The organism is Streptomyces turgidiscabies Car8 (assembly GCF_000331005.1).
GTDB classification, from domain to species: domain Bacteria; phylum Actinomycetota; class Actinomycetes; order Streptomycetales; family Streptomycetaceae; genus Streptomyces; species Streptomyces turgidiscabies.
The window spans coordinates 1-20321 of sequence record NZ_AEJB01000276.1 but is presented as its reverse complement, the minus strand read 5'-3'; the positions used below and the strand labels follow the sequence as shown (position 1 = coordinate 20321).

Annotated in this window: 17 protein-coding genes and 1 pseudogene; 8 read left to right on the top strand and 10 right to left on the bottom strand. The window is 70.5% G+C overall.

Annotation, left to right across the window (positions count from 1 at the left end):
• Window positions 1–44: 44 nt before the first annotated feature.
• Both STRTUCAR8_RS18255 and STRTUCAR8_RS18250 read right to left on the bottom strand, forming a co-directional pair.
• Entirely contained in the window at window positions 45–1043 is a 999-nt protein-coding gene (locus STRTUCAR8_RS18255) for a hypothetical protein (RefSeq protein ID WP_006377288.1), read from the bottom strand.
• Complete coding sequence (locus tag STRTUCAR8_RS18250) at window positions 1040–1588, bottom strand: SigE family RNA polymerase sigma factor (protein ID WP_044472415.1); 549 nt, start codon at window positions 1586–1588, stop codon at window positions 1040–1042. Before STRTUCAR8_RS18250 ends, STRTUCAR8_RS18255 begins: the two co-directional genes overlap by 4 nt.
• 79 nt (window positions 1589–1667) lie before the next feature.
• Here STRTUCAR8_RS18250 and STRTUCAR8_RS18245 point away from each other — a divergent pair, with 79 nt between their 5' ends.
• Entirely contained in the window at window positions 1668–2135 is a 468-nt protein-coding gene (locus tag STRTUCAR8_RS18245) for a protein-tyrosine phosphatase family protein (protein WP_407705479.1), read from the top strand.
• Window positions 2136–2190: 55 nt separating this feature from the next.
• Here the strand turns inward: STRTUCAR8_RS18245 and bla are convergent, their stop codons facing one another.
• Complete coding sequence (gene bla, locus STRTUCAR8_RS18240) at window positions 2191–3150, bottom strand: class A beta-lactamase (protein WP_078507234.1); 960 nt, start codon at window positions 3148–3150, stop codon at window positions 2191–2193.
• A gap of 146 nt (window positions 3151–3296) precedes the next feature.
• Here bla and STRTUCAR8_RS18235 point away from each other — a divergent pair, with 146 nt between their 5' ends.
• On the top strand, window positions 3297–4457 hold the full coding sequence (locus STRTUCAR8_RS18235; protein WP_006377290.1) for a hypothetical protein: 1161 nt from the start codon (window positions 3297–3299) through the stop codon (window positions 4455–4457).
• A 24-nt stretch (window positions 4458–4481) separates the two neighbouring features.
• Here STRTUCAR8_RS18235 and STRTUCAR8_RS18230 read toward each other — a convergent pair whose 3' ends face one another.
• Window positions 4482–5330, bottom strand: coding sequence for an ABC transporter permease (locus tag STRTUCAR8_RS18230; protein ID WP_006377296.1), 849 nt, complete (start codon window positions 5328–5330; stop codon window positions 4482–4484).
• Window positions 5327–6277 (bottom strand): ABC transporter ATP-binding protein, encoded by a 951-nt coding sequence (locus STRTUCAR8_RS18225; protein WP_044472418.1) that lies wholly within the window; start codon window positions 6275–6277, stop codon window positions 5327–5329. Before STRTUCAR8_RS18225 ends, STRTUCAR8_RS18230 begins: the two co-directional genes overlap by 4 nt.
• Window positions 6278–6409: 132 nt before the next feature.
• Between STRTUCAR8_RS18225 and STRTUCAR8_RS18220 the strand changes: the two genes are divergently transcribed.
• Window positions 6410–7630, top strand: a complete 1221-nt coding sequence (locus STRTUCAR8_RS18220; protein WP_006377294.1) for a sensor histidine kinase — start codon at window positions 6410–6412, stop codon at window positions 7628–7630.
• Entirely contained in the window at window positions 7627–8295 is a 669-nt protein-coding gene (locus STRTUCAR8_RS18215) for a response regulator (protein WP_006377280.1), read from the top strand. The genes STRTUCAR8_RS18220 and STRTUCAR8_RS18215 overlap by 4 nt, the downstream gene beginning before the upstream one ends.
• On the opposite strand, the gene STRTUCAR8_RS18210 is transcribed toward STRTUCAR8_RS18215, so the two are convergent.
• From STRTUCAR8_RS18210 to STRTUCAR8_RS18200, 3 genes are all read right to left on the bottom strand, one after another.
• A complete protein-coding gene (locus STRTUCAR8_RS18210) occupies window positions 8256–9269 on the bottom strand; it encodes an ABC transporter substrate-binding protein (RefSeq protein WP_006377287.1) in 1014 nt (337 codons plus the stop codon). The genes STRTUCAR8_RS18215 and STRTUCAR8_RS18210 overlap by 40 nt on opposite strands.
• Window positions 9270–9281: 12 nt before the next feature.
• Window positions 9282–10061, bottom strand: coding sequence for an ABC transporter ATP-binding protein (locus STRTUCAR8_RS18205; RefSeq protein WP_006377283.1), 780 nt, complete (start codon window positions 10059–10061; stop codon window positions 9282–9284).
• A gap of 985 nt (window positions 10062–11046) precedes the next feature.
• Window positions 11047–12087, bottom strand: coding sequence for a FecCD family ABC transporter permease (locus tag STRTUCAR8_RS18200; protein ID WP_006377297.1), 1041 nt, complete (start codon window positions 12085–12087; stop codon window positions 11047–11049).
• Between the two features lie 358 nt (window positions 12088–12445).
• On the opposite strand from STRTUCAR8_RS18200, the gene STRTUCAR8_RS18195 reads away from it, so the two are divergent.
• A complete protein-coding gene (locus tag STRTUCAR8_RS18195; protein WP_234372462.1) occupies window positions 12446–14533 on the top strand; it encodes an acyltransferase family protein in 2088 nt (695 codons plus the stop codon).
• 140 nt (window positions 14534–14673) lie between these two features.
• Here STRTUCAR8_RS18195 and STRTUCAR8_RS18190 read toward each other — a convergent pair.
• A pseudogene (locus STRTUCAR8_RS18190) lies at window positions 14674–15569 on the bottom strand (SDR family oxidoreductase).
• 176 nt (window positions 15570–15745) lie between these two features.
• Here STRTUCAR8_RS18190 and STRTUCAR8_RS18185 point away from each other — a divergent pair.
• Window positions 15746–16642 carry a LysR family transcriptional regulator gene (locus STRTUCAR8_RS18185; protein WP_006377295.1) on the top strand — a complete coding sequence of 299 codons (897 nt, stop codon included), beginning with the start codon at window positions 15746–15748 and terminating at the stop codon, window positions 16640–16642.
• A 2-nt stretch (window positions 16643–16644) separates the two neighbouring features.
• Here STRTUCAR8_RS18185 and STRTUCAR8_RS18180 read toward each other — a convergent pair whose 3' ends face one another.
• Complete coding sequence (locus STRTUCAR8_RS18180; RefSeq protein ID WP_234372461.1) at window positions 16645–17388, bottom strand: DUF6215 domain-containing protein; 744 nt, start codon at window positions 17386–17388, stop codon at window positions 16645–16647.
• Between the two features lie 414 nt (window positions 17389–17802).
• Here STRTUCAR8_RS18180 and STRTUCAR8_RS18175 point away from each other — a divergent pair, with 414 nt between their 5' ends.
• Both STRTUCAR8_RS18175 and STRTUCAR8_RS18170 read left to right on the top strand, forming a co-directional pair.
• A complete protein-coding gene (locus STRTUCAR8_RS18175; RefSeq protein WP_044472416.1) occupies window positions 17803–20019 on the top strand; it encodes a M4 family metallopeptidase in 2217 nt (738 codons plus the stop codon).
• 76 nt (window positions 20020–20095) lie between these two features.
• On the top strand, window positions 20096–20317 hold the full coding sequence (locus STRTUCAR8_RS18170) for a hypothetical protein (protein ID WP_044472413.1): 222 nt from the start codon (window positions 20096–20098) through the stop codon (window positions 20315–20317).
• The last annotated feature ends 4 nt before the right edge of the window (window positions 20318–20321 follow it).

Genomic DNA, 20321 nt, shown 5'->3' with positions numbered 1-20321 from the left:
CGTCACTTCCCCGTCTCACCGCGAATGCGGTTTGCGGCTCTGGCCTACGGCAGCGTCTTCTCGTACTGCGTGTCGCTGTCCGAGTCGTAGACGACCTTGCCCGTGTTGTCGTACCCCTTGACGTGCGGAGCCAGGGTGACCTGCTGGTTCAGGGTGCCGGAGGCGACGAACCAGCCGTGGTCCAGGGCGGCTTCGCTGGTGCTGCCGCCGTAGGAGACGGTCACGCGGGTCACGTCGGACTCGACCTGGCCGATGGTGCCCCAGCGGAACGGGAGCTTCCAGTTGCCCTTGTCGATGAAGGACTGCTGGTAGAGCTTGCCGCCGTTCATGTCGGGCATCACCGGCCCGCCGTTGTCCAACTCCAGGCCGCCGGCACTGGTGTTGAGGCCACCCACCTCACCGTCCTTGACGTTGCAGATCAGCCGGATCAGCTGCGGCTGCTCCGGCTGCTGCTTGACGGCGACGACGTTGATGCCGTCGCCGGGCGAGTTGGAGTCGCCGGTGCTGTTCAGGGCCAGGATGATCCGGTAGTCGGCGGCGTCGCCGAGATCGGGCCGCCGCGTGTTGGGGGGCATGGCCTTCTGGTTCTCACGGTTGTACGCGAGGCACTTCTCCAGGCCCTCTGACGCCTGCGCCAGCGTGATCCCGTCGAGGAGCTGCCCCGGTGTCGCCGGTCCTGCCGGTCCAACGGGCGCCGACTGTACGGGTGTTGGCGCCGACCCCTGCGAGGTGCTGGTCGACGGCAGCGGTGCCGCCGTGTTCACGGCGCCGTCGCCGCTGTTCCCGTTCAGCGCGTAAGCAGCGACAGGCGTCACCGCCAGCGCGACCAGGACCGCGCCCGCCGCTGCCACCCGCCGACGCCGCTCGATCGTGCCCTTGCGGCGGATCGCCGGATACGGCGCCGACGAGGGCCGGATGGTGTAGGCGTCCTCCGCCATCATTTCGCGCACCTGTGCCTCGAAGTCCTTCCCGTGTTCGTTTCCCACGTGCTGTCCTGCTTCTCGTGACTGTTCCGGCTGCTCCGGCAGCTGTTCCTCGTTCACCGGACGCCCTCCCGCACGGGTGACGCGTGACTGGGCTCGGGGCGGCCCACGACCTGCGCCAGCCCCGGATAGGCACGCAACTTCGTCAGCCCCTTGGACGCCTGGCTCTTGACCGTGCCCTGGGAGCAGCCGAGGGTGTCGGCGACCTCGCCCTCGGACAGGTCCTCCCAGTAGCGCAGGACCACCACCGCCCGCTGCTTGGGCGGCAGTTGGGCCAGAGCGCCGAGCAACGCGCTGCGTTCGTCGGCCCACGAGACGGCCTCGTCGCGGCCCACCACGTCGGGCGGCGCGTCGGTCAGCGCCTCGCGTACGCGCCGCTTGCGGAACCGGTCACTGTTGCAACTGACCAGCATCCGGCGGACGTACGCCTCCGGATTGTCGGTGCGCGAGACCCGCCGCCAGGAGCGGTACGCCTTCGCCAGCGCCGTCTGCGTCAGGTCCTCGGCGTGATGGGCGTCGCCGGTCAGCAGATACGCGGTGCGCACCAGGTGGGACCACCGCGCTCTGACGAATTCATGGAACTGGGCCTCTTGTTCGGCCTGCATCGAGTACCCCCTCGCCCACCAGACCACCGTTTCTCCGGAATCGGTTGCCCGGGTTCCGGGCCCGCGTTCGAATGTACGGATGGACGAGCGGGGAGACGCCAGGATGGGTGAGCGGGCCGACGGGGGATGGGGCGAGGGAGACACGGGTGTACTGAGGTTGCCGTCCGGCCGACTGGTCAGGGGGCGAGGCCTGCGCCACCCCCTCGACCCGGCGGCGCCGGTCCCCTCGTACGCCCTCTACCTCCTCGGCCATCAACCCCCTGCGGTGCCTTGGGAGTTCCGCTGGCTGCGGTGGCCCGACTTCCGGCTCCCGAAGGATCACGTGGACGCCCGCGCGGCCCTGGTCGAGGCGTGGGAGCGGGCGGCGAGTGAGCGGGTGGAGGTCGCCTGCGCGGGTGGGAAGGGGCGTACGGGGACGGCGCTCGCCTGTCTCGCGGTGCTGGACGGAGTGCCGGCGGGGGAGGCGGTGGCCTACGTGCGTGCCCACTACGACCGGCATGCCGTGGAGACACCCTGGCAGCGGAGGTACGTCCGGCGGTTCGGGTGAGGCGGCCGGTGTGTTCCGAAGCGCCCCGTGCTCGTCCCGATCCTCGGCCCGGCCCTCAGCCCAGCGCTTCTCCCAGCAGCCGAGCAGTCTCCGCGACCAACGGGTTGTCGGGGGCGGCGTCCTGGGCGGGCTTCGTCGTCTGGACGGCCAGGACGACCGGTGTGCCCTTCTGCGTCCAGGCGATGCCCACATTGTTGTTCGTGCCGTAGGAGCCGGCGCCCGTTTTGTCGGCGATCGTCCAGGTCGGGGGCAGGGTCAGGCGGAAGCGGTTGTCGCTGGTCGTGTTGGTCAGCAGCCAGTGGGTGAGGAGTTCGCGGTCCGGACGGTTCAGCACGTCGTCGAGGACCAGGCGGGCGTACGTCCGGCCGATGGCGTACGGAGTCGTCGTGTCCGTGATCCGCCACGGCTCGGCCGAGTTGAGCTCGGTCTCCCAGCGGTCGAGGCGGGTTGCCCGGTCGCCGACGGAGCGGGCGAAGCGGGTGATCGCGGTCGGGCCGCCCAGTTCACGCAGGAGCAGGTTGCCTGCCGTGTTGTCGCTGAACCGGATTGCCACGTCCGCGAGTTCGGCCACCGTCATGCCCTCGGTGAGGTGCTTCTCGGTCTCCGCCGAGCCGTCGACCAGGTCATCGGCCGTGTAGTGCACGCGCTTCGACAGGACCTCGCCGCTGCGGTCCAGGTCGCGCAGTACGGCTGCCGCCGCGAGGGTCTTGAACAGCGAGCAGACCGGGAAGCGTTCGTCGGCGCGGTGGCGGATCGTCTGCCTCGTGCCCAGGTTGTGCGCGAACACGCCTACGCGGGCGCCGTGTTGGGCCTCCAGGGCGTTCAGGCGGGCGGTGACGTCCGGGTGGTGGCCGGTGTCCGAGGCGTGCGCGGCTGCGGCCGGGGTCAGGAGGGTGGTGGCGGTCGCCGCGCCGACGGCGAGGGCGGTGAGGAGGGTGCGGCGGGTCGGGTGGAACGGTGTGGGGAACTTCGCGGAGGTGTTTGCGGGGGCGTTTGCAAGGACGTTTGCGGGGATCTTCGTGAGGCCTGAGATCTCGTTCTCCTCTGTCCGGGTGCTGTCGACGATCTACTGTGTCCGACGCCCGCTCCTCATCCCTTGGTTGCGGTGCCGTAGACCTTCGGTGGACGGCGTGAGGGTCGCTGTCTCGGGAGAGTGGCGGCATGGACAACAGGACGAACAGTGCCAAGGGAGTCAGCCGGGCGCGGTTTCTCGCCGGCGCCGGTGCCGCCGCCATCGGGGTCTCGGGGGCCCTGCTTCCGGCGGCCGGGGCGCGGGCAGCGGAGTTACCCGGTACACCGATCAAGCGGCGCGGCCGGGGCGGTGGCCTGACCCGTCACGGCGTCGTCTACACCCTCGTCGACGGCGAGACCCCCGCCACCGGCTTCAGCCCCGCCCGTATGCGCGCCGACATCCGCACGATCCACAGAGACCTGCACGCCGACACCGTCGAGGTCACCGGGGACGGGGTCGAGCGGCTGAACGCCACCGCCTCCGAGGTCGCCGAGCGCGGCATGCACGTCTGGCTGCAACCCACCCTCGGGGACGTGCCGGAACGGGACATCCTCGAACACCTCGCGGAGACCGGGCGGCACGCGGAGCGGCTGCGACGGCAGGGGGCGAGTGTCGAGTTCAGTGTGGGCTGCGAGTTCTGGCTGTTCGTGCCGGGCATCGTCCCCGGGGAGACAGTCCAGGAGCGGATCCAGAACCTCCTCGACGGCACGGTGGACTGGGACAGAATGCAGCGCCGGCTCGACCGGTTCACCGCCAGGGCCGCGGCCGTCGGGCGCTCCGTCTTCCGTGGGCGGCTGAGCTACGCCGCCGCCCAGGACGACAAGGTCGACTGGAGCCTCTTCGACGTCGTCGGCATCGACTACTACTCCTGTTTTCCCGACCGGCGCGACTACGTGCGCGAGTTGAGGGGTTACCTGCGCTGGGGAAAGCCGCTCGCCATCACCGAGTTCGGCACCTGCACGTACGAGAGGGCGCCCCAGGCGGGCGGCATGGGCTGGGACGTCGTCGACTACGGCAAGGTCCCGCCGGAGATCAAGGGTGACCTTGTGCGCAGCGAGCGCACCCAAGCCGTATACCTGACCGACCTGGTGGACGTCTTCGAGTCCATGGGGCTGTACGCGGCCATGGCCTTCGAGTTCGGGACCGCCGACGCCGAACACCGCCCGGACAACCCCCTCTACGACATCGACATGGCGAGCTACGGCATCCACAAGGCCGTCAAGGACCGTCCGGGCGACCCGGGTTCGCCCTGGCACTGGGAGCCCAAGGAGGCGTTCCACGCACTCGCGCGACGGTACGCCTGCCGGTAGGAGGAGATGGCGGCGAGCGCCTGGTCAGACGTCCCGCCGGTCCACGACCACCACCGCCACGGCCCCCGCGACCACCGCCCACGCCCCGAACGCCACCCAGCTGCCCGTCACCGTCTCCGGATAGAAGCGGGGGTAGATGATGTGGGAGTTGTGCCCGTACGACATGTCCACCAGACGGGTCCACGCGTTGAGCGGCAGCACGTCACGGACGGCGGCCGTCCAGCGGTAGCGGTCGGTGACGAAGACGGGCAGGAGCAGCAGCAGGCCGGTGATGGCCACCATCGTCGTCGCGCTGTGCCGGATCACCGCGCCCAGGCACATCCCGGCCAGCGCGCAGACCGGAGCCAGCAGGGCCGACGCGACGACCACCCGCCAGGCGCCCGGGTACGAGAGGGGCACGTCCGCGCCCCGGCCGGAGAGGATGGCCTGCGTCGCCGCGAAGGAGGCCCCGGCGACGAAGGCCCCGTACGCCGTCATGACCGCCGTCACGACGGTCAGTTTCGCCGTCACCAGTGCACGGCGGGCCGGTACCGCCGCGAACGTCGTACGGATCAGGCCCGTCCCGTACTCGCCGACGAGCGTGATCGCGCCGATGCTCGCCGCCGCGAGGATGAGGACCATCGCGGCGCCGGAGGTGAAGGCGTCCCGCAGGGCCAACTCGGCGTTGGCGTCCAGCATCTCGGGCGTCATGCGGCCGTAGTTGGCGAAGTGGACGCGGGCGGAGTTGGCGTTGAAGGCGATGATGGCGAGGGCGCTGGCGCCGATCGCCCAGTACGTCGAGCGCAGTGACCAGAGTTTGATCCACTCGGCGCCGAGAAGGTCGGTGAAGCGGGCGTCTGTCCTGGTCGTCATCGGCATGGTGCTCTGGTTCATCGGTGGTCTCCGGCCAGGAACTCGGCGCTGTCGGCGGTCAGTTCCATGAAAGCCGCCTCCAGCGAGGCGTGCTGCAGGGTCAGTTCGTGGATCGGTAGGCGGTGCTGCAGGGCGAGGTCGCCGATGCGCTCCGGGCTGATCCCCGTCACGGTGAGAGTCGGCTCGTCGAGCCCGTTGTGCCCCTTGCCCAGGTTGCGGTCGGCGTACGACGTCACCTCGGCGCCTTCCGCGACGAGCACCGTCTCCAATGTCCCGGGGTCGGGCGTCCGTACCCGCACGGAGGTACGTGTGCCGCGTGCCGCGAAGGTCTTCAGGGGCTCGGCGGCGATCAGTCGGCCCCGGCCGATCACCACCAGCTCGTCGGCGGTGTGCTCCATCTCGGACATGAGATGGCTGGAGACGAAGACGGTACGCCCTTCCGAGGCGAGCCGCCGGAACAGTCGCCGCACCCACAACACGCCTTCCGGGTCGAGGCCGTTGAGGGGTTCGTCGAACAGCAGCACCGGCGGGTCGCCGAGCAGGGCGGTGGCGATGCCGAGGCGCTGGCGCATTCCCAGCGAGTAGCCGCCGACCCGGCGCCCGGCCGCCGCTCCCGCCAGTCCCACCTCCTCCAGGACCTCGTCGACCCGCTCGCGCGGGATGCGGTTGCCACGCGCGAGGGACGCCAGATGAGCCCGCGCGGTGCGTCCGCCGTGCACATCGCCCGCGTCGAGGAGCGCGCCGACGTGACGCAGCCCGCGCGGATGCCGGCGGAAGTGCCGGCCGCCCACGGTGGCGGTGCCGCCGCTCGGCTCGATCAGGCCCAGCAGCATGCGCAGGGTGGTGGTCTTGCCGGCGCCGTTCGGGCCGAGGAAGCCCGTGACCTGCCCCGGACGGACGGTGAAGGAGAGATGGTCGACGGCGGTCGTCGTCCCGTAACGCTTCGTCAGTTCTTCGACTTCGATCACCACGACACCGTCTCGCCACACGCCGTGTCCGGGCATCGCCCCGCAGCCGACACTCCGACTCCGCCGCTGTCGACCCAGGTTGTACGTCCACGGGCCGATGTCCGCCCGCAACGGCCCGCCTACGATCGGTACATGCCCGTCACACCGCCGCCGCCCCTGCTCAAACGCGTCCCGCCGGGCGCCTGGACGGCGTTCGCCTGGTGTGCGGGCACGGTGTTCACGTACCTCACGCGCGTCCGGCTGCCCGGCGAGTACGAGCCCGACCATCTTCCGGCGGTCCAGCTCTACCGCTGGGACGGGCTGCTGTTCCTCGTGGTGGCCACCACCCTGACGTTCGTCGCCGCCGCCCTGCTGGCCCGCCGTCCGCTGACGGCCGTGGGCCTGCTGCTGACGGCCTCCGTCATCGAGACGATCACGCTGGCCGTGTCGGGAATCCCGTTGGCCCAGTTCCTGGCCGTGCAGACCGCTGTGTACTTCATCGCCGCCGCCGACCGCCCGCGTCGTACCGGAGCCGTCGCTGTCGGCCTCTCGCTCGCGCTGCTCGTGGTCTACATGGCCATACGCATCAGTTCGGGCTGGATGGTCGGCACCTCGGCCGAACTGGCCGTCGCCCTCGTGACGTTGATCGCCTGGCTGCTCGGCGACGCGGCCCATCGCAGTCGCGCGCACGCCGAACAGCTCGCCACCCGCGCCGCCGGGCAGGCGGTCACCGCCGAACGCCTGCGCATAGCGCGGGAGATGCACGACACGGTCGCCCACAGCATCGGCATCATCGCTCTCCAGGCGGGCGCTGCGGCCCGGGTGGTGGCGACCCGTCCCGAGGCCGCACGGGAGGCGATGTCGGCGGTCGAGCACGAGGGCCGGGAGACCCTGGCGGGCCTGCGCCGGATGCTCGTCGCGCTGCGGCACGCGGACTCCGGGGAGGGGCAACAGGCCTCCGTGGCAGCCGGGTTGGCGGATGTCGAGCGGCTCGCCGCCGTGACGAGCGCCGCCGGAGTCCGCGTGGACCTGCGGTGGGAGGGGGAGCGGCGCGAACTGCCGCCGGACGTCGACCTGTCGGCGTTCCGCATCGTGCAGGAGTCGGTGACCAACGTCGTACGCCATGCCGGTGCCCAGTCCTGCCGGGTCACCCTCGACTACCGGGCCGACGACGCCCTCGCCATCGACGTCACCGACGACGGACGGGGCCGGGGGAGTGCTACCGACACCGGGTTCGGGCTGGCCGGTATGCGTGAGCGAGTCGCCCTGCTGAAGGGGGAGTTCGAGGCCGGACCGCGTCCCGAGGGCGGCTTCCGGGTGGCCGCCCGGCTGCCGATTCCGCTCACCGTCGCGCTGCAGGCGGCGGGCCGATGACCATCCGGGTTCTCCTGGTCGACGACCAGCAGCTGATCCGTACGGCCCTGAGCATGGTCATCGCCGAGCTGCCGGACATCGAGGTGGTGGGCGAGGCGGCCGACGGCGAGGAAGCAGTCGCCCTCGTCGGTCAACTGGCCCCGGACGTGGTGGTGATGGACCTGCGCATGCCCGGCACGGACGGCATCGAGGCGACCCGCCGCATCACCCGGGGGACGGGGACGGAAGGCACCCGGATCGTCGTCCTCACCACCTTCGACGACGACGATCACGTCTACGGGGCGCTGCGCGCGGGCGCGTCCGGGTTCCTGGTCAAGGACATGGCCCTGGACGACATCCTCGCGGCGATCCGCTGTGTGGCCGCCGGGGACGCCCTGATCGCGCCCAGCGTGACCCGCCGCCTGATCCAGGACTTCGTCGCCGGTCCCCAACAACCCACCCAGCAGGTGGAGTTGAAGGCGATCACCGACCGCGAGCGCCAGGTACTCACGCTCGTCGGCAGAGGGCTGTCCAACACGGAGATCGCCGCCGAGCTGTGCATCAGTGTGGCCACGGCGAAGACGTACATCACCCGCCTGCTCGCCAAGCTGGACGCCCGCGACCGCGTCCAGCTCGTGATCATCGCCTACGAGGCGGGGCTGGTGTCCGCCACCGAGCGCAGGTAGGCGCCCAGTCGGGCGATCGCCGACGGATTGCGCGGGCTCTCGACGAGGTCGACGTAGTCGAGGACGAAGACCCGCTTGTGCTTGACGGCGGAGACGTTCTTCAGCGGGGCGTACGACAGCAGGAACCTGCGCTTCTGCTCCGCGCTGACGTCCCCGTAGTTGCAGATGACGATGACGTCGGGGTCCCGCTCGACCACCGTCTCCCAGCCCACCGTCGTCCAGGAGTCGTCGAGGTCGTTCATGATGTTGACGCCGCCGGCCTTGCTGATGACCTCCTCGGGAGCGGCGTAACGCCCGCTGGTGAAGGGCGAGTCCGTGCCGCTGTCGTAGAGGAACACCTTCGGACGTGCGCTCCCCGTCGGGGCCTTCGCCGCGACCGCCGCGACCTGCTTCCTGAAGCCCGCGATCAGGGTGGCCGCGCGCTGCTCGACGCCGAAGAGCTTTCCGAGGTTGGTGAGGTCGGTGTAGAGGGCGTCCAGCGGCGGCATGATGCCGCGCGAGGTCTTCGTACGGCCGTTGCGGCAGGACTCGGTGAGGATGTACGAGGGGATGCCGAGCTTCTTCAACGCGTCCGGGGTGAAGCCGTTGTCGTCGCGGAAGCCGTAGTTCCAGCCGGCGAAGACCCAGTCGCCCCGGGCGTCGAGGACGTTCTCCTTGGTGAGCTGCTGCTTGGACAGCCACTTCACCTTGCCGTAGCCGTCCTTCCAGGGCACGCCGGTCAGATCGCCCTTGTCGTCGGGCATGGCGAACCCGGCCATCCGGTCCTCCAGACCGAGCGCGAACATCAGCTCGGTGATCCCGACGTCGTTCGTGACGACCCGCTCCGGAACCTTGTCGTAGGTCACCCGCTGACCGCAGTTGGTGAGGGTGACGGCGGACGAGGACGCCTTTGCCGTCGGCTGCTTCTCCACGGTGGCACCGCAGCCGGTGGCGAGAAGAGAGAGGAGGGCGGCGACAGCAACTGGCTTGCGCATGGAGGTGGTTCCTTACCGGGAGGTCGTACGCGAGGCGGGAAGCAGATCGAAGAGCAGCTGTACGGCGCCCGTCTCCGGATGCCGTACGGGATGTGCGCGAACCCCGAACACCACGGCCAGCAGCTCGGGTTGCAGCACCTCGTGCGGCGGGCCCGACGCGACGATCCGGCCCCCGGCGACGACGTACAGCAGATCGCAGTGGGCGGCGGCGAGGTTGAGGTCGTGCAGCGCGGCCAGCGCGGTCAGGCCGCTGGACCGGACCAGGGACAGGACGTCCAACTGGTGGGCGATGTCGAGGTGGTTGGTCGGTTCGTCGAGGACGAGGACGCGCGGTTGCTGGGCCAACGCCCGGGCGATGAGCACGCGTTGTCTCTCGCCGCCGGACAGGGCGAGGAACCCGCGGTCGGCGAGGTGCGCGACGCCGGTGCGTTCCATCGCGGCGGAGCAGATGTCCCGGTCCCCGGCCGCCGTACGCCCCCGGTGCGGCAGCCGCCCCATCGCGACGACCTCCGCGACGGTGAAGTCGAACTCGGCGGACGACTCCTGGGGCAGCGCGGCCAGCACCCGGGCTGCGGCCCGGGGTTCCATGCCGTGCACGTCGGCGCCGTCCAGCCGCACCGCGCCCTCCGCAGGCCGCAATGCCCGGTACACACACCGCAACAGGGTGGACTTACCACTCCCGTTGGGCCCGACAAGCCCCACGAACGCCCCGCTGTCCACCCGCATGGCGACGTCCTCGACGAGCCGCACGGCCCCCGCGTCGACCGACACACCCTCCACATCGAGCCGCATGGCACTCACCACCCCCCGCCCGTGTGACCGCCGCGACGCGTCAGCCGCAGGAGGGCCCTTGCGCCTGCCGCGTCGCTGATGTCCCCCACGGGTCGTACGGCCCCCGCGTCTGCCGACTGGTCCTCCACATGGAGCCGCATGGCGCTCATCGCCCCCCGCCCGTGTGACCGCCGCGCCGTGTCAGCTGCGGGAGGGCTGTTGCGCCTGGCGCGTCGCTGATGTCCTCCACGGGTCGTACGGCCCCCGCGTCTGCCGACTGGTCCTCCACATGGAGCCGCATGGCGCTCATCGCCCCCCGCCTGCGTGACCGCCGCGCCGTGTCAGCTGCGGGAGGGCTGTTGCGCCTGGCGCGTCGCTGATGTCCTCCACGGGTCGTACGGCCCTCGCGTCTGCCGACTGGTCCTCCACATGGAGCCGCATGGCGCTCATCGCCCCCCGCCCGTGTGACCGCCGCGACGCGTCAGCCGCAGGAGGGCCCTTGCGCCTGCCGCGTCGCTGATGTCCCCCACGGGTCGTACGGCCCTCGCGTCTGCCGACTGGTCCTCCACATGGAGCCGCATGGCGCTCATCGCCCTCCGCCTGTGTGACCGCCGCGTCGTGTCAGCTGCGGGAGGGCTGTTGCGCCTGGCGCGTCGCTGATGTCCTCCATGGGTCGTACGGCCCCCGCGTCTGCCGACTGGTCCTCCACATGGAGCCGCATGGCGCTCATCGCCCCCCGCCTGCGTGACCGCCGCGTCGTGTCAGCTGCGGGAGGGCTGTTGCGCCTGGCGCGTCGCTGATGTCCTCCATGGGTCGTACGGCCCTCGCGTCTGCCGACTGGTCCTCCACATGGAGCCGCATGGCGCTCATCGCCCCCCGCCTGCGTGACCGCCGCGCCGTGTCAGCTGCGGGAGGGCTGTTGCGCCTGGCGCGTCGCTGATGTCCTCCGCGGGTCGTACGGCCCTCGCGTCTGCCGACTGGTCCTCCACATGGAGCCGCATGGCGCTCACCGCCCCCCGAACGCGTAGCCGCCGCGTCGCATCAGCAGCAGGAACGCCGGTACGCCGACCACGGCGGTGATCACTCCGACGGGTAGCTCGGCCGGCGCGAGCAGCAGCCGGGACACCACGTCGGCCCACACCAGCAGCACGGCTCCGGCGAGCGGCGCGACCGCCAGTACCCGCCGGTGATCGGCGCCCACGAGCATCCGTACGACATGCGGGACCATGAGCCCGACGAAGCCGATGGCCCCGCTGACGGCGACGACGGTGCCCGTCACGGCTGCGGTCACGAGGAACAACTCCCGTCGCAGACGGGCGGGTTGGACACCCAGTGCGGCAGCTGTCTCGTCGCCCATGGCGAGCGCGTTGAGCGACTCCGCGCGCCGGGCGAGCCACGCCCACCCGGCGAGGACGGTCACGGCGGCGATCGGCACCTGCGCCCAGGTGGCCCCGCCCAGACTCCCCAGCAGCCACATCATCGCCGACCTGGCCGCCTCACCCCGGGCCGCCCCGAACACCATCACCGTGGTGACGGCCTCGAAGCCGTACGCCAGCGCGGTCCCGGTGAGGATCAGCCGCAGCGGGGTGAGCCCGTGATCGGCGGACCGGGCAACGGCGTAGACGAGCACCATGGCGGCGAGCGCGGAGACGAAGGCGGACACGGACAGCGCCCACACCCCGAGCCCGGCGAACGCCCCCAGCAGGATCACGGCGTTGGCCCCCACGGCCGCACCGGAGGAGATCCCCAGCACGAACGGATCGGCGAGCGCGTTGCGCACCATGGCCTGCACGGCCACCCCGACGGCCGCGAGCCCCGCCCCGACCACGGCGGCGAGCACCACCCGGGGCAGCCGCAGCTCCCAGACGATGGTGTAGGAGGCGACGTCCTCGGCACGGATGGTCCCCCCGGTGACCCCGTCCCACAGGAACCGGAACACCTGCCCCCACCCGATCCCGGACGCCCCCAGCCCGACTCCGCCCAACAGGGAGAGGAACAGGAGCAGGACCAGCCCAACGGCCAGCGGCAGCACGGGTATTCGGCGCACGGTCGGCGATCCTTCGCCTCGGCTCGCAGTCCGCGGCGAGCGATCACAGGGGCACGCGCACCTTGGGTGATCGGGCTCGCACACCCCAGTCCCGGCCGGACAGCCAGGTGACTGCCCGGCCGAACAGCCGAACAGCCGAACAGCCGGACAAGAGGCGTGCATACCGTTGCGGGTCAGCGCCGGAGTCTCACCGGACTTCCCCCATGGGACGCGCCGCGAGCGTAGCAAACGCGTCGGACCGGTCATTTCGGGGCCACCGATTGCGGACGGCCGAAAAATTCAGGGTTTCCGGGCGGTGTGGGCCACAACCGTTCGACTGGGCCGTCTGTCTCTGATGAGCGTGAACCCGATCTCGGACGTGAAACAGAACGTGAAACCGAACGTGAAGGCGAGACCGACCGAGAGCCCCGGACTGCGGCTCGACATCCAGGGGCTGCGTGCCGTGGCCGTATCGCTCGTGGTCCTCGGACATGCGGGTGTGGGCAGGTTCGGCGGGGGTTATGTCGGTGTCGACGTCTTCTTCGTCATGTCGGGTTTCCTCATCACCTCTTTACTGGTACGGGAGTTGGCCGCCGGCGACGGTCTGTCGATCCGCAGGTTCTACGCCCGCCGTGCACTCCGTCTCCTCCCCGCGTCGACGCTCGTGGTCCTGGCCACCCTCGCCGGTTCCTGGCTGTTCCTGTCGAGGGCCCGCTTCGAGGAGTACGCCGGGGACGCGCTGAGCAGCGCGTTCTACGCGGTGAACCTCCGGCTGGCCGCCGGCGGCACGGACTATCTGGCCGAGGGGAGCCCGCCGTCCCCCTTCCAGCACTTCTGGTCGCTGGCGGTGGAGGAGCAGTTCTATCTGCTCTGGCCGCTGCTCCTCCTCATGAGCTGGCGGCTCGCCCGTCGACGGCGCGCACTCCTGGCGGTGCCGCTCGCCGTGCTCTGTGTGCTGTCGTTCGGGCTGAGTGTCGCCGTGACGGAGGACTCGCCGTCCTGGGCGTACTTCGGTTCGCACACCCGGTTCTGGGAACTGGGCGCCGGCGCGCTGTTGGCCCTGTCGGCCGAGCGGCTTCGCGGCCTGCCGGCCATGCTGGCGGCGCCCATGACCTGGACGGGCCTGGCCTGCATAGCCGTCTCGGCGACCGTCTACGACAACGACACCCCGTTCCCGGGGTATTACGCGCTCCTGCCGGTGCTCGGGTCGGTCCTCGTCCTGGCCGGCGGCTGCGCACCCTCTCGGTATGGCGCCCAACTGCTCCTGTCCAGGCGGCCGTTGGTCTGGCTGGGCGGTCTGTCGTACGGCTGGTACCTGTGGCACTGGCCGCTGCTGCTCATAGGCCCGGCGGCGCTGGGCAGACTCCCCGGGAAGTCCAGTGTCCGGCTCGCGCTGCTGCTCTGCGCGATCGGCCTGCTCCTGGCCTGGGTGACCCTGCGCCTGGTGGAGAACCCCGTCCGGTTCCACACGGCGTTCCGTGGCCGCCCGGGGCGCGCGTTGCGGCTCGGGGCGGGCCTGTCGGCGGCCGTGGCACTGATCGCCGTGACGGCGTACGCGTTCCCGCCCGCGATCGACTCGGGCCGCCCCGCGCCTTCGCTGAGGCAGACGATGGCCAATGCGCCGGACCCGCGGCTACAGCTGCGCCGGCTCCTGGAGTCGTCGGCGACGAGCCTGCCCAGCAACCTCGCCCCACCCCTCCCTGACATCAAGTCGGCGCGGTCGGCGGTCTACCGGGACGGCTGCCATGTGGCGTACGAGAGCACGAGCACCCCGCCGTGCGAGTACGGGGACCCGGCCTCGGACAAGGTCGTCGTCCTCTTCGGCGACTCCCACGCGGCCCAGTGGTACCCGGCGCTCAACCGGCTTGCCGAGGAGCGGAGTTGGAAGCTGGTGTCGCTGACGAAGGCGTCGTGCAAGGCGGCCGAGGTCACCCTGCGCCGCCAGGGCGGCCCGTACTCGTCCTGTGACACCTGGCGGGCCCGGGCGATCACGAGGATCACCGCTCTGCGCCCGGCACTGGTGATCGTGTCGTCCTCGGACGCGGGCGACCCGATGTACCCGGAGCCCGACCTCGTCCAGCAGTGGACGGACGGTTTCCGCACCACGTACGACGCGCTCGGCGCCTCCGGGGCGAAGGTGGTCGCGTTGCTCGACACTCCGTGGCCGAAGTCGGACGCGGTCGACTGCGCCGCGATGTACTCCCTCCAGTTGGACCGGTGCGCCGCTCGACTGTCCGAGGCGATCCGGGACCCGCATCGCAGGACAGCTACGCGCGAGGCCGCGAGGCTGTCCGGCGCGATGGTGATCGACCCCACGCCCTGGCTGTGTACGGACGAGGGCAACTGCCCTGTCCTGGTGGGCAATACGGTCGTCTACCGCGATGACAGCCATGTCGCGGACGCGTATGCGGAGGCGGTCGCGCCGGTGCTGGGTGAGCGGCTGACCGTGGTGTTGGGCACCGGCTGAGTTTCCGCCCCCGCCGCCCCTACCCGTCCCATCCCGTTCCTGGGAGCTGCGCCCCCAGACCCCCCTTTCGCGCTGAACGCGCTCGTCCTCAATCTCCCCCAGAGGGGGGACCCCAACGGGCTGAAAAGCAGCCAGGAAAATCAGGGCGCGTCGAAGTAGTGCCCCGCCTCCAGATCCGCCACAAGCCCGATCCCTACGGGCTCCCAGCCCAGGCGGTCCCGTGTCAGGGCGCTCGATGCCGGAAGGTCGAGGGCGAAGAAGTTGCCCAGCCACCGAAGTGGTCCTCGGTCTCCGCGGCCGGTACCGATGTCACCGGCAGCTCCAGTCCCCGCCCGATGGCCTCGGCGATCTCGCGCACCGGTACGCCCTCCTCACCGACCGCGTGCAGCCGGGTGCCCGCCGGGGCCGACTCCAGGGCCAGCCGGAACAGCCGGGCCACGTCGGTACGGTGACCGGCGGCCCAGCGGTTGGTGCCGTCGCCCGGATAGGCCGAGACACCCTTGGCGCGGGCGATGTCGATGAGGCGCGGTACGAAGCCGTACTCCCCCTCACCGTGCACGGAAGGCGGCAGCCGTACGACCGACGTCCGCACCCCGCGCTCGGCGAGCGCCGTCATCGCCGTCTCGGAGGCGAGCCGGTACATATGGGACCTGCTGGGGTCGCCCGGGTCGTCCTCCGTCGCGAGGACGCCCGGGGAGAAGGCGGTGCCGGAGCAGATGAGGAGAGGGCGCCCGGACTCCGCGAGTGCCTCGCCGAAGGTCTCCACGGCCCGCAGGTCGGTTCGCGCCGCTTCCGCCATGTCCTTGAAGTCATGGACGTACGCGGTGTGGATCACGCCCTCCGAGGCCGCCGCCCCGGCCCGCAGCCCGTCGAGGTCCTCCAGAGTGCCCCGCAGCACCTCGGCCCCGGTCTCCTTCAGTGACGCGGCGGCCTCGTCCGAGCGGACCATCCCGGTCACCTCGTGTCCCGCGTCCAGCAACTCCCGTACGACGGCGGACCCGACGAACCCGCTCGCACCGGTGACGAACACACGCATGAAACACCCCTGTTGCCGCTGCCGGGCGAGTGCCCGGCGGATGTTTCCACCCTGCGCGGGCGACCCCTCCCAGGTCCAAGACCTGTTCCGGTACGCGCAATGCGGATCAGGCATCACACCAGCTCAGTAGTGGTTTACGGGGTTCAGGCGGCCAACAGCGCGGCTACGGTGGAGGTATGACGGACCCGGCCCCCGCCCCCGACCTCGATCTGCGGCTCGTCCGCTACTTCACCGTCGTCGCCGAGCAACTGCACTTCGGACGCTCCGCCGAGATCCTGCGTATCGCCCAGCCGTCCCTGAGCCGTCAAATACGGCGGCTGGAACAGGAGTTGGGCGCCCGGCTGATCGACCGTACCCCGCAGGGGAGCCGTCTCACCGAGGCCGGCGAGGTCTTCCTGCCGCACGCCAGGGCGCTGCTGCGTACGGCGACCCGGGCCGCTTCCCAGACCCGCGCCGCCGCCGAGCCCAGCCGTCTCATCGTCGGCTACACGGCGAACCTGATCGTCACTCCGGCCGTACGGGAGGTGCGCCGCCGGCACCCGGACGCCGACGTACGAGCCGTGCACCTGGCCTGGGACGAGTCCCGCACCGCGCTGCTCGACCACCGGGTCGACGCCCTGCTCGCCCGACTCCCGCTCCCCGGCGACGAGTTGGAGGTGACGGTCCTCTACGCGGAACCCCGGGTCCTGGTCGTACCCCTGGACCACCGTCTCGTCGGCAAGGAGTTCGTCACCCTCGACGACATCGCCGACGAGCCGTTGCCCCGCGTGCGGGAGGACGCGGCGTGGAACGCCTTCTGGCGTATCGACCCGCGCCCCGACGGGAGTCCGGCACCGGAGGGCCCGTTCGTCGGGGCGCTGGAGGACAAGTTCGAACTCGTCGCCGCCGGACAGGCGGTGGCCATCGTCCCGGGTGGCTTCGGGCTGGACCGGCTTCGCCCGGACCTCACCACGATCCCGCTGCACGGCATCGACCCGAGCCATGTCGTCCTCGCCACCCGGGCGGACGACCGCAGCCGGCTCCTCGCCACCTTCCGCAAGGTCGCGCGGGCCCTGCTGACAGGCGGTTCCTGACCTCAGCCCGTCGTCCACCCCGGCACCGTCGGCAGCACCTTTTCGGCGATCCGGTACAGCGCCGTCCTGTCGGGGTTCACGTCGTCCTGACGCCAGATGTCGATCTCGTACGAACCGCCGTCGTCCTTGGGGTTCAGGGCGACCAGGAGGGAGCGGGAGATGCCGCCGGGGCCGGTGGAACCCTTGCCGTCCTTGAAGACGAAGCCGAGGGTCTGGCCCGTGTAGAGCACCGCCGGGTGACCGAGGACCGTTGTCCTTTGCGAGGACCCGGACAGAAAGTCGGCCATGCCGTCGACGGAGAGGCCGTCGTCGACTCTTGAGAGCTTCACGCTGTAGCCGTCCAACTGGACGGTGGCCTCGGGATCGGTTGTCATGACGCCGGCCTTGTGGCTGACCTTGCCTTCGCTGCTGTAGGCGCCCACCGCGCTGTCGTCGGGCGTGCCGAGAAGCATCGGCAGGTCCGGGCGGTTGAGCGCCTCGCAGAGTTGCTTGCCGGAGACGGGCTTCGACAGCGGGTCGTCCTCGTTCGACCGGGAGCACGAAGCGGGCTCCCGGTTGCCGGGACCGGACTCATTCTTCGCTGTCACCCAGAAGCCCGCCGCGATACAAGCGACCACTATGAGCGCCGCCACGACCTGCGCGCCCTCGCTCATGGCCTTCTCGGGCCTGGCCGAGTCGGCGGGCCCGGCCAGTTCAGCCTGGTCCGCCGACTCGGCGAATCTGGGTACGTCGATTTCGCTGGTCATGTCCCCCACCCCGGAAGTTCCCCACCCCACGCGTCACGCCTGATGCGCGCGCCGGGGGAGCCTAACCGCGCGATCTCTGCTTTGGAAGCTGCTTTTGGAAGCAGGCGACGGCTGAAAAGTGTGCTCAGCAGGATGGATCCCCAGCTGGACATGGTCATTTCAAGCCGTTGTTTTGGCATTCTCATGACAAAACGAGGCACGCAGTGCCACGCTGCTGTCGATATTCACCATTCCTTCACACCCGCATCTCCTTTCACCCGCCTGCCGTGCAGCGCTTCGGACTGGCCCCATCCCGTCGGTCCGCCCCCCCACGTCGGTCCCCACCACGGGCCGGCCGTCGCACAGAAGGAGAACCCGTTGCCCCGGCGACACCGCCCCACCCTCCGGCGCAGAAGCGCCACCGCCGCCCTCGCGATGACGACCATCGGGACCCTGCTCGCCCTCGGGGCCCCCGCCGGAACCGCGAGCGCGGCCCCGGCCGACCCGGGCCCGGCAAAGATCAACGCCGTGCCTCGCGCGGGAGCCGCCGCGGCGCCCCTGTCGGCGGCCCGCCGCGCCTCACTGATCAAGAGCGCGCAGACCGCGACCGGCACCACGGCCCGTCAACTAGCCCTGGGCGCACGGGAGAAGCTCGTCGTCAGGGACGTCGTCCAGGACGCCGACGGCGCCACCCACACCCGCTACGAACGTACCTACGCCGGACTGCCCGTCCTCGGCGGCGACCTGGTCGTCCACCTCAAGAGCAACCGCACCACCGTCTCCAAGGCGAGCGGAGCGACCCTCGCGCTGACGTCCCTCACCCCGAAGCTCTCCGCGGCCAACGCCACCGGCAAGGCTCTCGCGGCGGCCAAGGGTGCCGACGTCACCGGCACCGAGACCGAGCGCGCGCCCCGCCTCGTCGTCTGGGCCGGTGCCACCAAGCCCGTCCTGGCCTGGGAGACGGTGGTCGAGGGTGTCCAGCCGGACGGCACGCCCAGTGAACTGCAGGTGGTCACCGACGCGAGCACCGGCAAGCAGATCCTCGCCGCCGAGAAGGTGCACACCGGCGAAGGCACCGGCCAGTACGTCGGCACGGTTCCCCTCGGCAGCACCCTCGCGGGATCGACGTACCAGCTCACCGACGGCGACCGCGCCGGGCACAAGACGTACGACCTGAACCAGAGCACCTCAGGTACCGGCACCCTCTTCACGGACGACAACGATGTCTGGGGCAACGGTCTGCCGTCCAACCGCCAGACCGCCGGTGTCGACGTGGCCTTCGGCGCCGCAGCCACCTGGGACTACTACAAGGACGTGTACGGCCGCAACGGCATCCGCAACGACGGTGTCGCCGCCTACAGCCGGGCCCACTACGGCAGCAGCTACGTCAACGCCTTCTGGCAGGACAGCTGCTTCTGCATGACCTACGGCGACGGCTCGGGCAACACGCACCCGCTGACCTCCCTCGACGTGGCCGCCCACGAGATGAGCCACGGCGTCACCGCCGCCACCGCCAACCTGACCTACTCGGGCGAGTCCGGCGGTCTCAACGAGGCGACCTCCGACATCTTCGCCGCGGCCGTCGAGTTCCACGCGAACCTCGCCGCCGACCCCGGTGACTACCTCGTCGGCGAGAAAATCGACATCAACGGCAACGGCACTCCGCTGCGTTACATGGACAAGCCCTCCAAGGACGGCTCGTCCCGGGACAGTTGGAGTTCCACGCTGGGCGGCATCGACGTCCACTACTCCTCGGGTCCGGCGAACCACTTCTTCTACCTGCTCTCCGAGGGCAGTGGCGCCAAGACCGTCAACGGCGTGGCCTACGACAGCCCGACCTCCGACGGTCAGGCCGTCACCGGCATCGGCATCGACAACGCCGCCGCCGTCTGGTACCGGGCACTGACGACGTACATGACCTCGTCGACCAACTACGCGGGCGCCCGCACCGCCACCCTCCAGGCAGCGGGTGACCTGTTCGGCGCCTACAGCCCCACCTACCTCGCCGTCGCCGACGCCTGGGCCGCCATCAACGTCGGCAGCCGGATAGCCCTCGGCGTCAACGTCGCCCCGATCGCCGACCAGACCAGCGGCGTCGGCCAGGCGGTCGGCCTTCAGGTGGACGCGTACACCACCAACTCCGGTTCGGAGCTGACCTACGAGGCCACCGGCCTGCCCGACGGCCTCACCCTCAGCCCGAGCGGCCTGATCTCCGGAACGCCGACCACCGTCGGCGCCAGCGACGTGGCCGTCACGGTCACCGACGGCACGGGCGCGTCCGTCACGGACACCTTCACCTGGCGGATCGCGTACATCTACGCCACCACGACCCGCGTCGACATCCCCGACAACGGTGCCGCAGTGGAGTCCCCGATCACCATCGAGGGCCGCGACGGCAACGCCTCCGCGACCACCTCGGTCTACGTCAACATCGTCCACACCTACCGCGGTGACCTGACCGTCGACCTCGTCGGCCCCAACGGCACCGTCTACTCGCTCCTCAACCGCACCGGCGGCTCCGCCGACAACGTCGACCAGACCTTCACGATCGACGCCTCGGCCCAGCCCATCAACGGCACGTGGAAGCTGCGCGTGCAGGACCGGGCGTCGATCGACGTCGGCTACGTCCAGCGCTGGCAGCTCACTCCCTGACCGGGATCACTCGTTTGACAAACTGAGCTCAGGCGAACGCAGCGTCGCAGTGACACTTCAGTTGTCATATCTGGCCATGGACAACAGGCACCGCGCCGCGTTCCGCGCCCTCGGGTTGCACCCTGGTGCTGGCATCGACGCACACTCGGCGGCCGCGCTGCTCGACACCGATGTCCGGGATGCCGAGGACATTCTGGAGCTGCTGCTCGACGTACATCTGCTCCAGCAGCCCGGATTGGGCCAGTACACGTTCCACGACCTCGTACGCAGCTTCGCCAGAGCCAGCACGGACCGATGACGGA

Bases quoted from the DNA above. Each gene is read 5' to 3' on its own strand.
- STRTUCAR8_RS18180 (WP_234372461.1), bottom strand. From the start codon at position 17,388: ATGACCAGCGAAATCGACGTACCCAGATTCGCCGAGTCGGCGGACCAG.
- STRTUCAR8_RS18205 (WP_006377283.1), bottom strand. From the start codon at position 10,061: ATGCGGCTCGATGTGGAGGGTGTGTCGGTCGACGCGGGGGCCGTGCGG.
- STRTUCAR8_RS18250 (WP_044472415.1), bottom strand. From the start codon at position 1,588: ATGCAGGCCGAACAAGAGGCCCAGTTCCATGAATTCGTCAGAGCGCGG.
- STRTUCAR8_RS18235 (WP_006377290.1), top strand. From the start codon at position 3,297: ATGGACAACAGGACGAACAGTGCCAAGGGAGTCAGCCGGGCGCGGTTT.
- STRTUCAR8_RS18175 (WP_044472416.1), top strand. From the start codon at position 17,803: ATGACGACCATCGGGACCCTGCTCGCCCTCGGGGCCCCCGCCGGAACC.
- STRTUCAR8_RS18170 (WP_044472413.1), top strand. From the start codon at position 20,096: ATGGACAACAGGCACCGCGCCGCGTTCCGCGCCCTCGGGTTGCACCCT.
- STRTUCAR8_RS18230 (WP_006377296.1), bottom strand. From the start codon at position 5,330: ATGAACCAGAGCACCATGCCGATGACGACCAGGACAGACGCCCGCTTC.
- STRTUCAR8_RS18215 (WP_006377280.1), top strand. From the start codon at position 7,627: ATGACCATCCGGGTTCTCCTGGTCGACGACCAGCAGCTGATCCGTACG.
- STRTUCAR8_RS18210 (WP_006377287.1), bottom strand. From the start codon at position 9,269: ATGCGCAAGCCAGTTGCTGTCGCCGCCCTCCTCTCTCTTCTCGCCACC.
- STRTUCAR8_RS18185 (WP_006377295.1), top strand. From the start codon at position 15,746: ATGACGGACCCGGCCCCCGCCCCCGACCTCGATCTGCGGCTCGTCCGC.
- STRTUCAR8_RS18245 (WP_407705479.1), top strand. From the start codon at position 1,668: ATGGACGAGCGGGGAGACGCCAGGATGGGTGAGCGGGCCGACGGGGGA.
- STRTUCAR8_RS18220 (WP_006377294.1), top strand. From the start codon at position 6,410: ATGCCCGTCACACCGCCGCCGCCCCTGCTCAAACGCGTCCCGCCGGGC.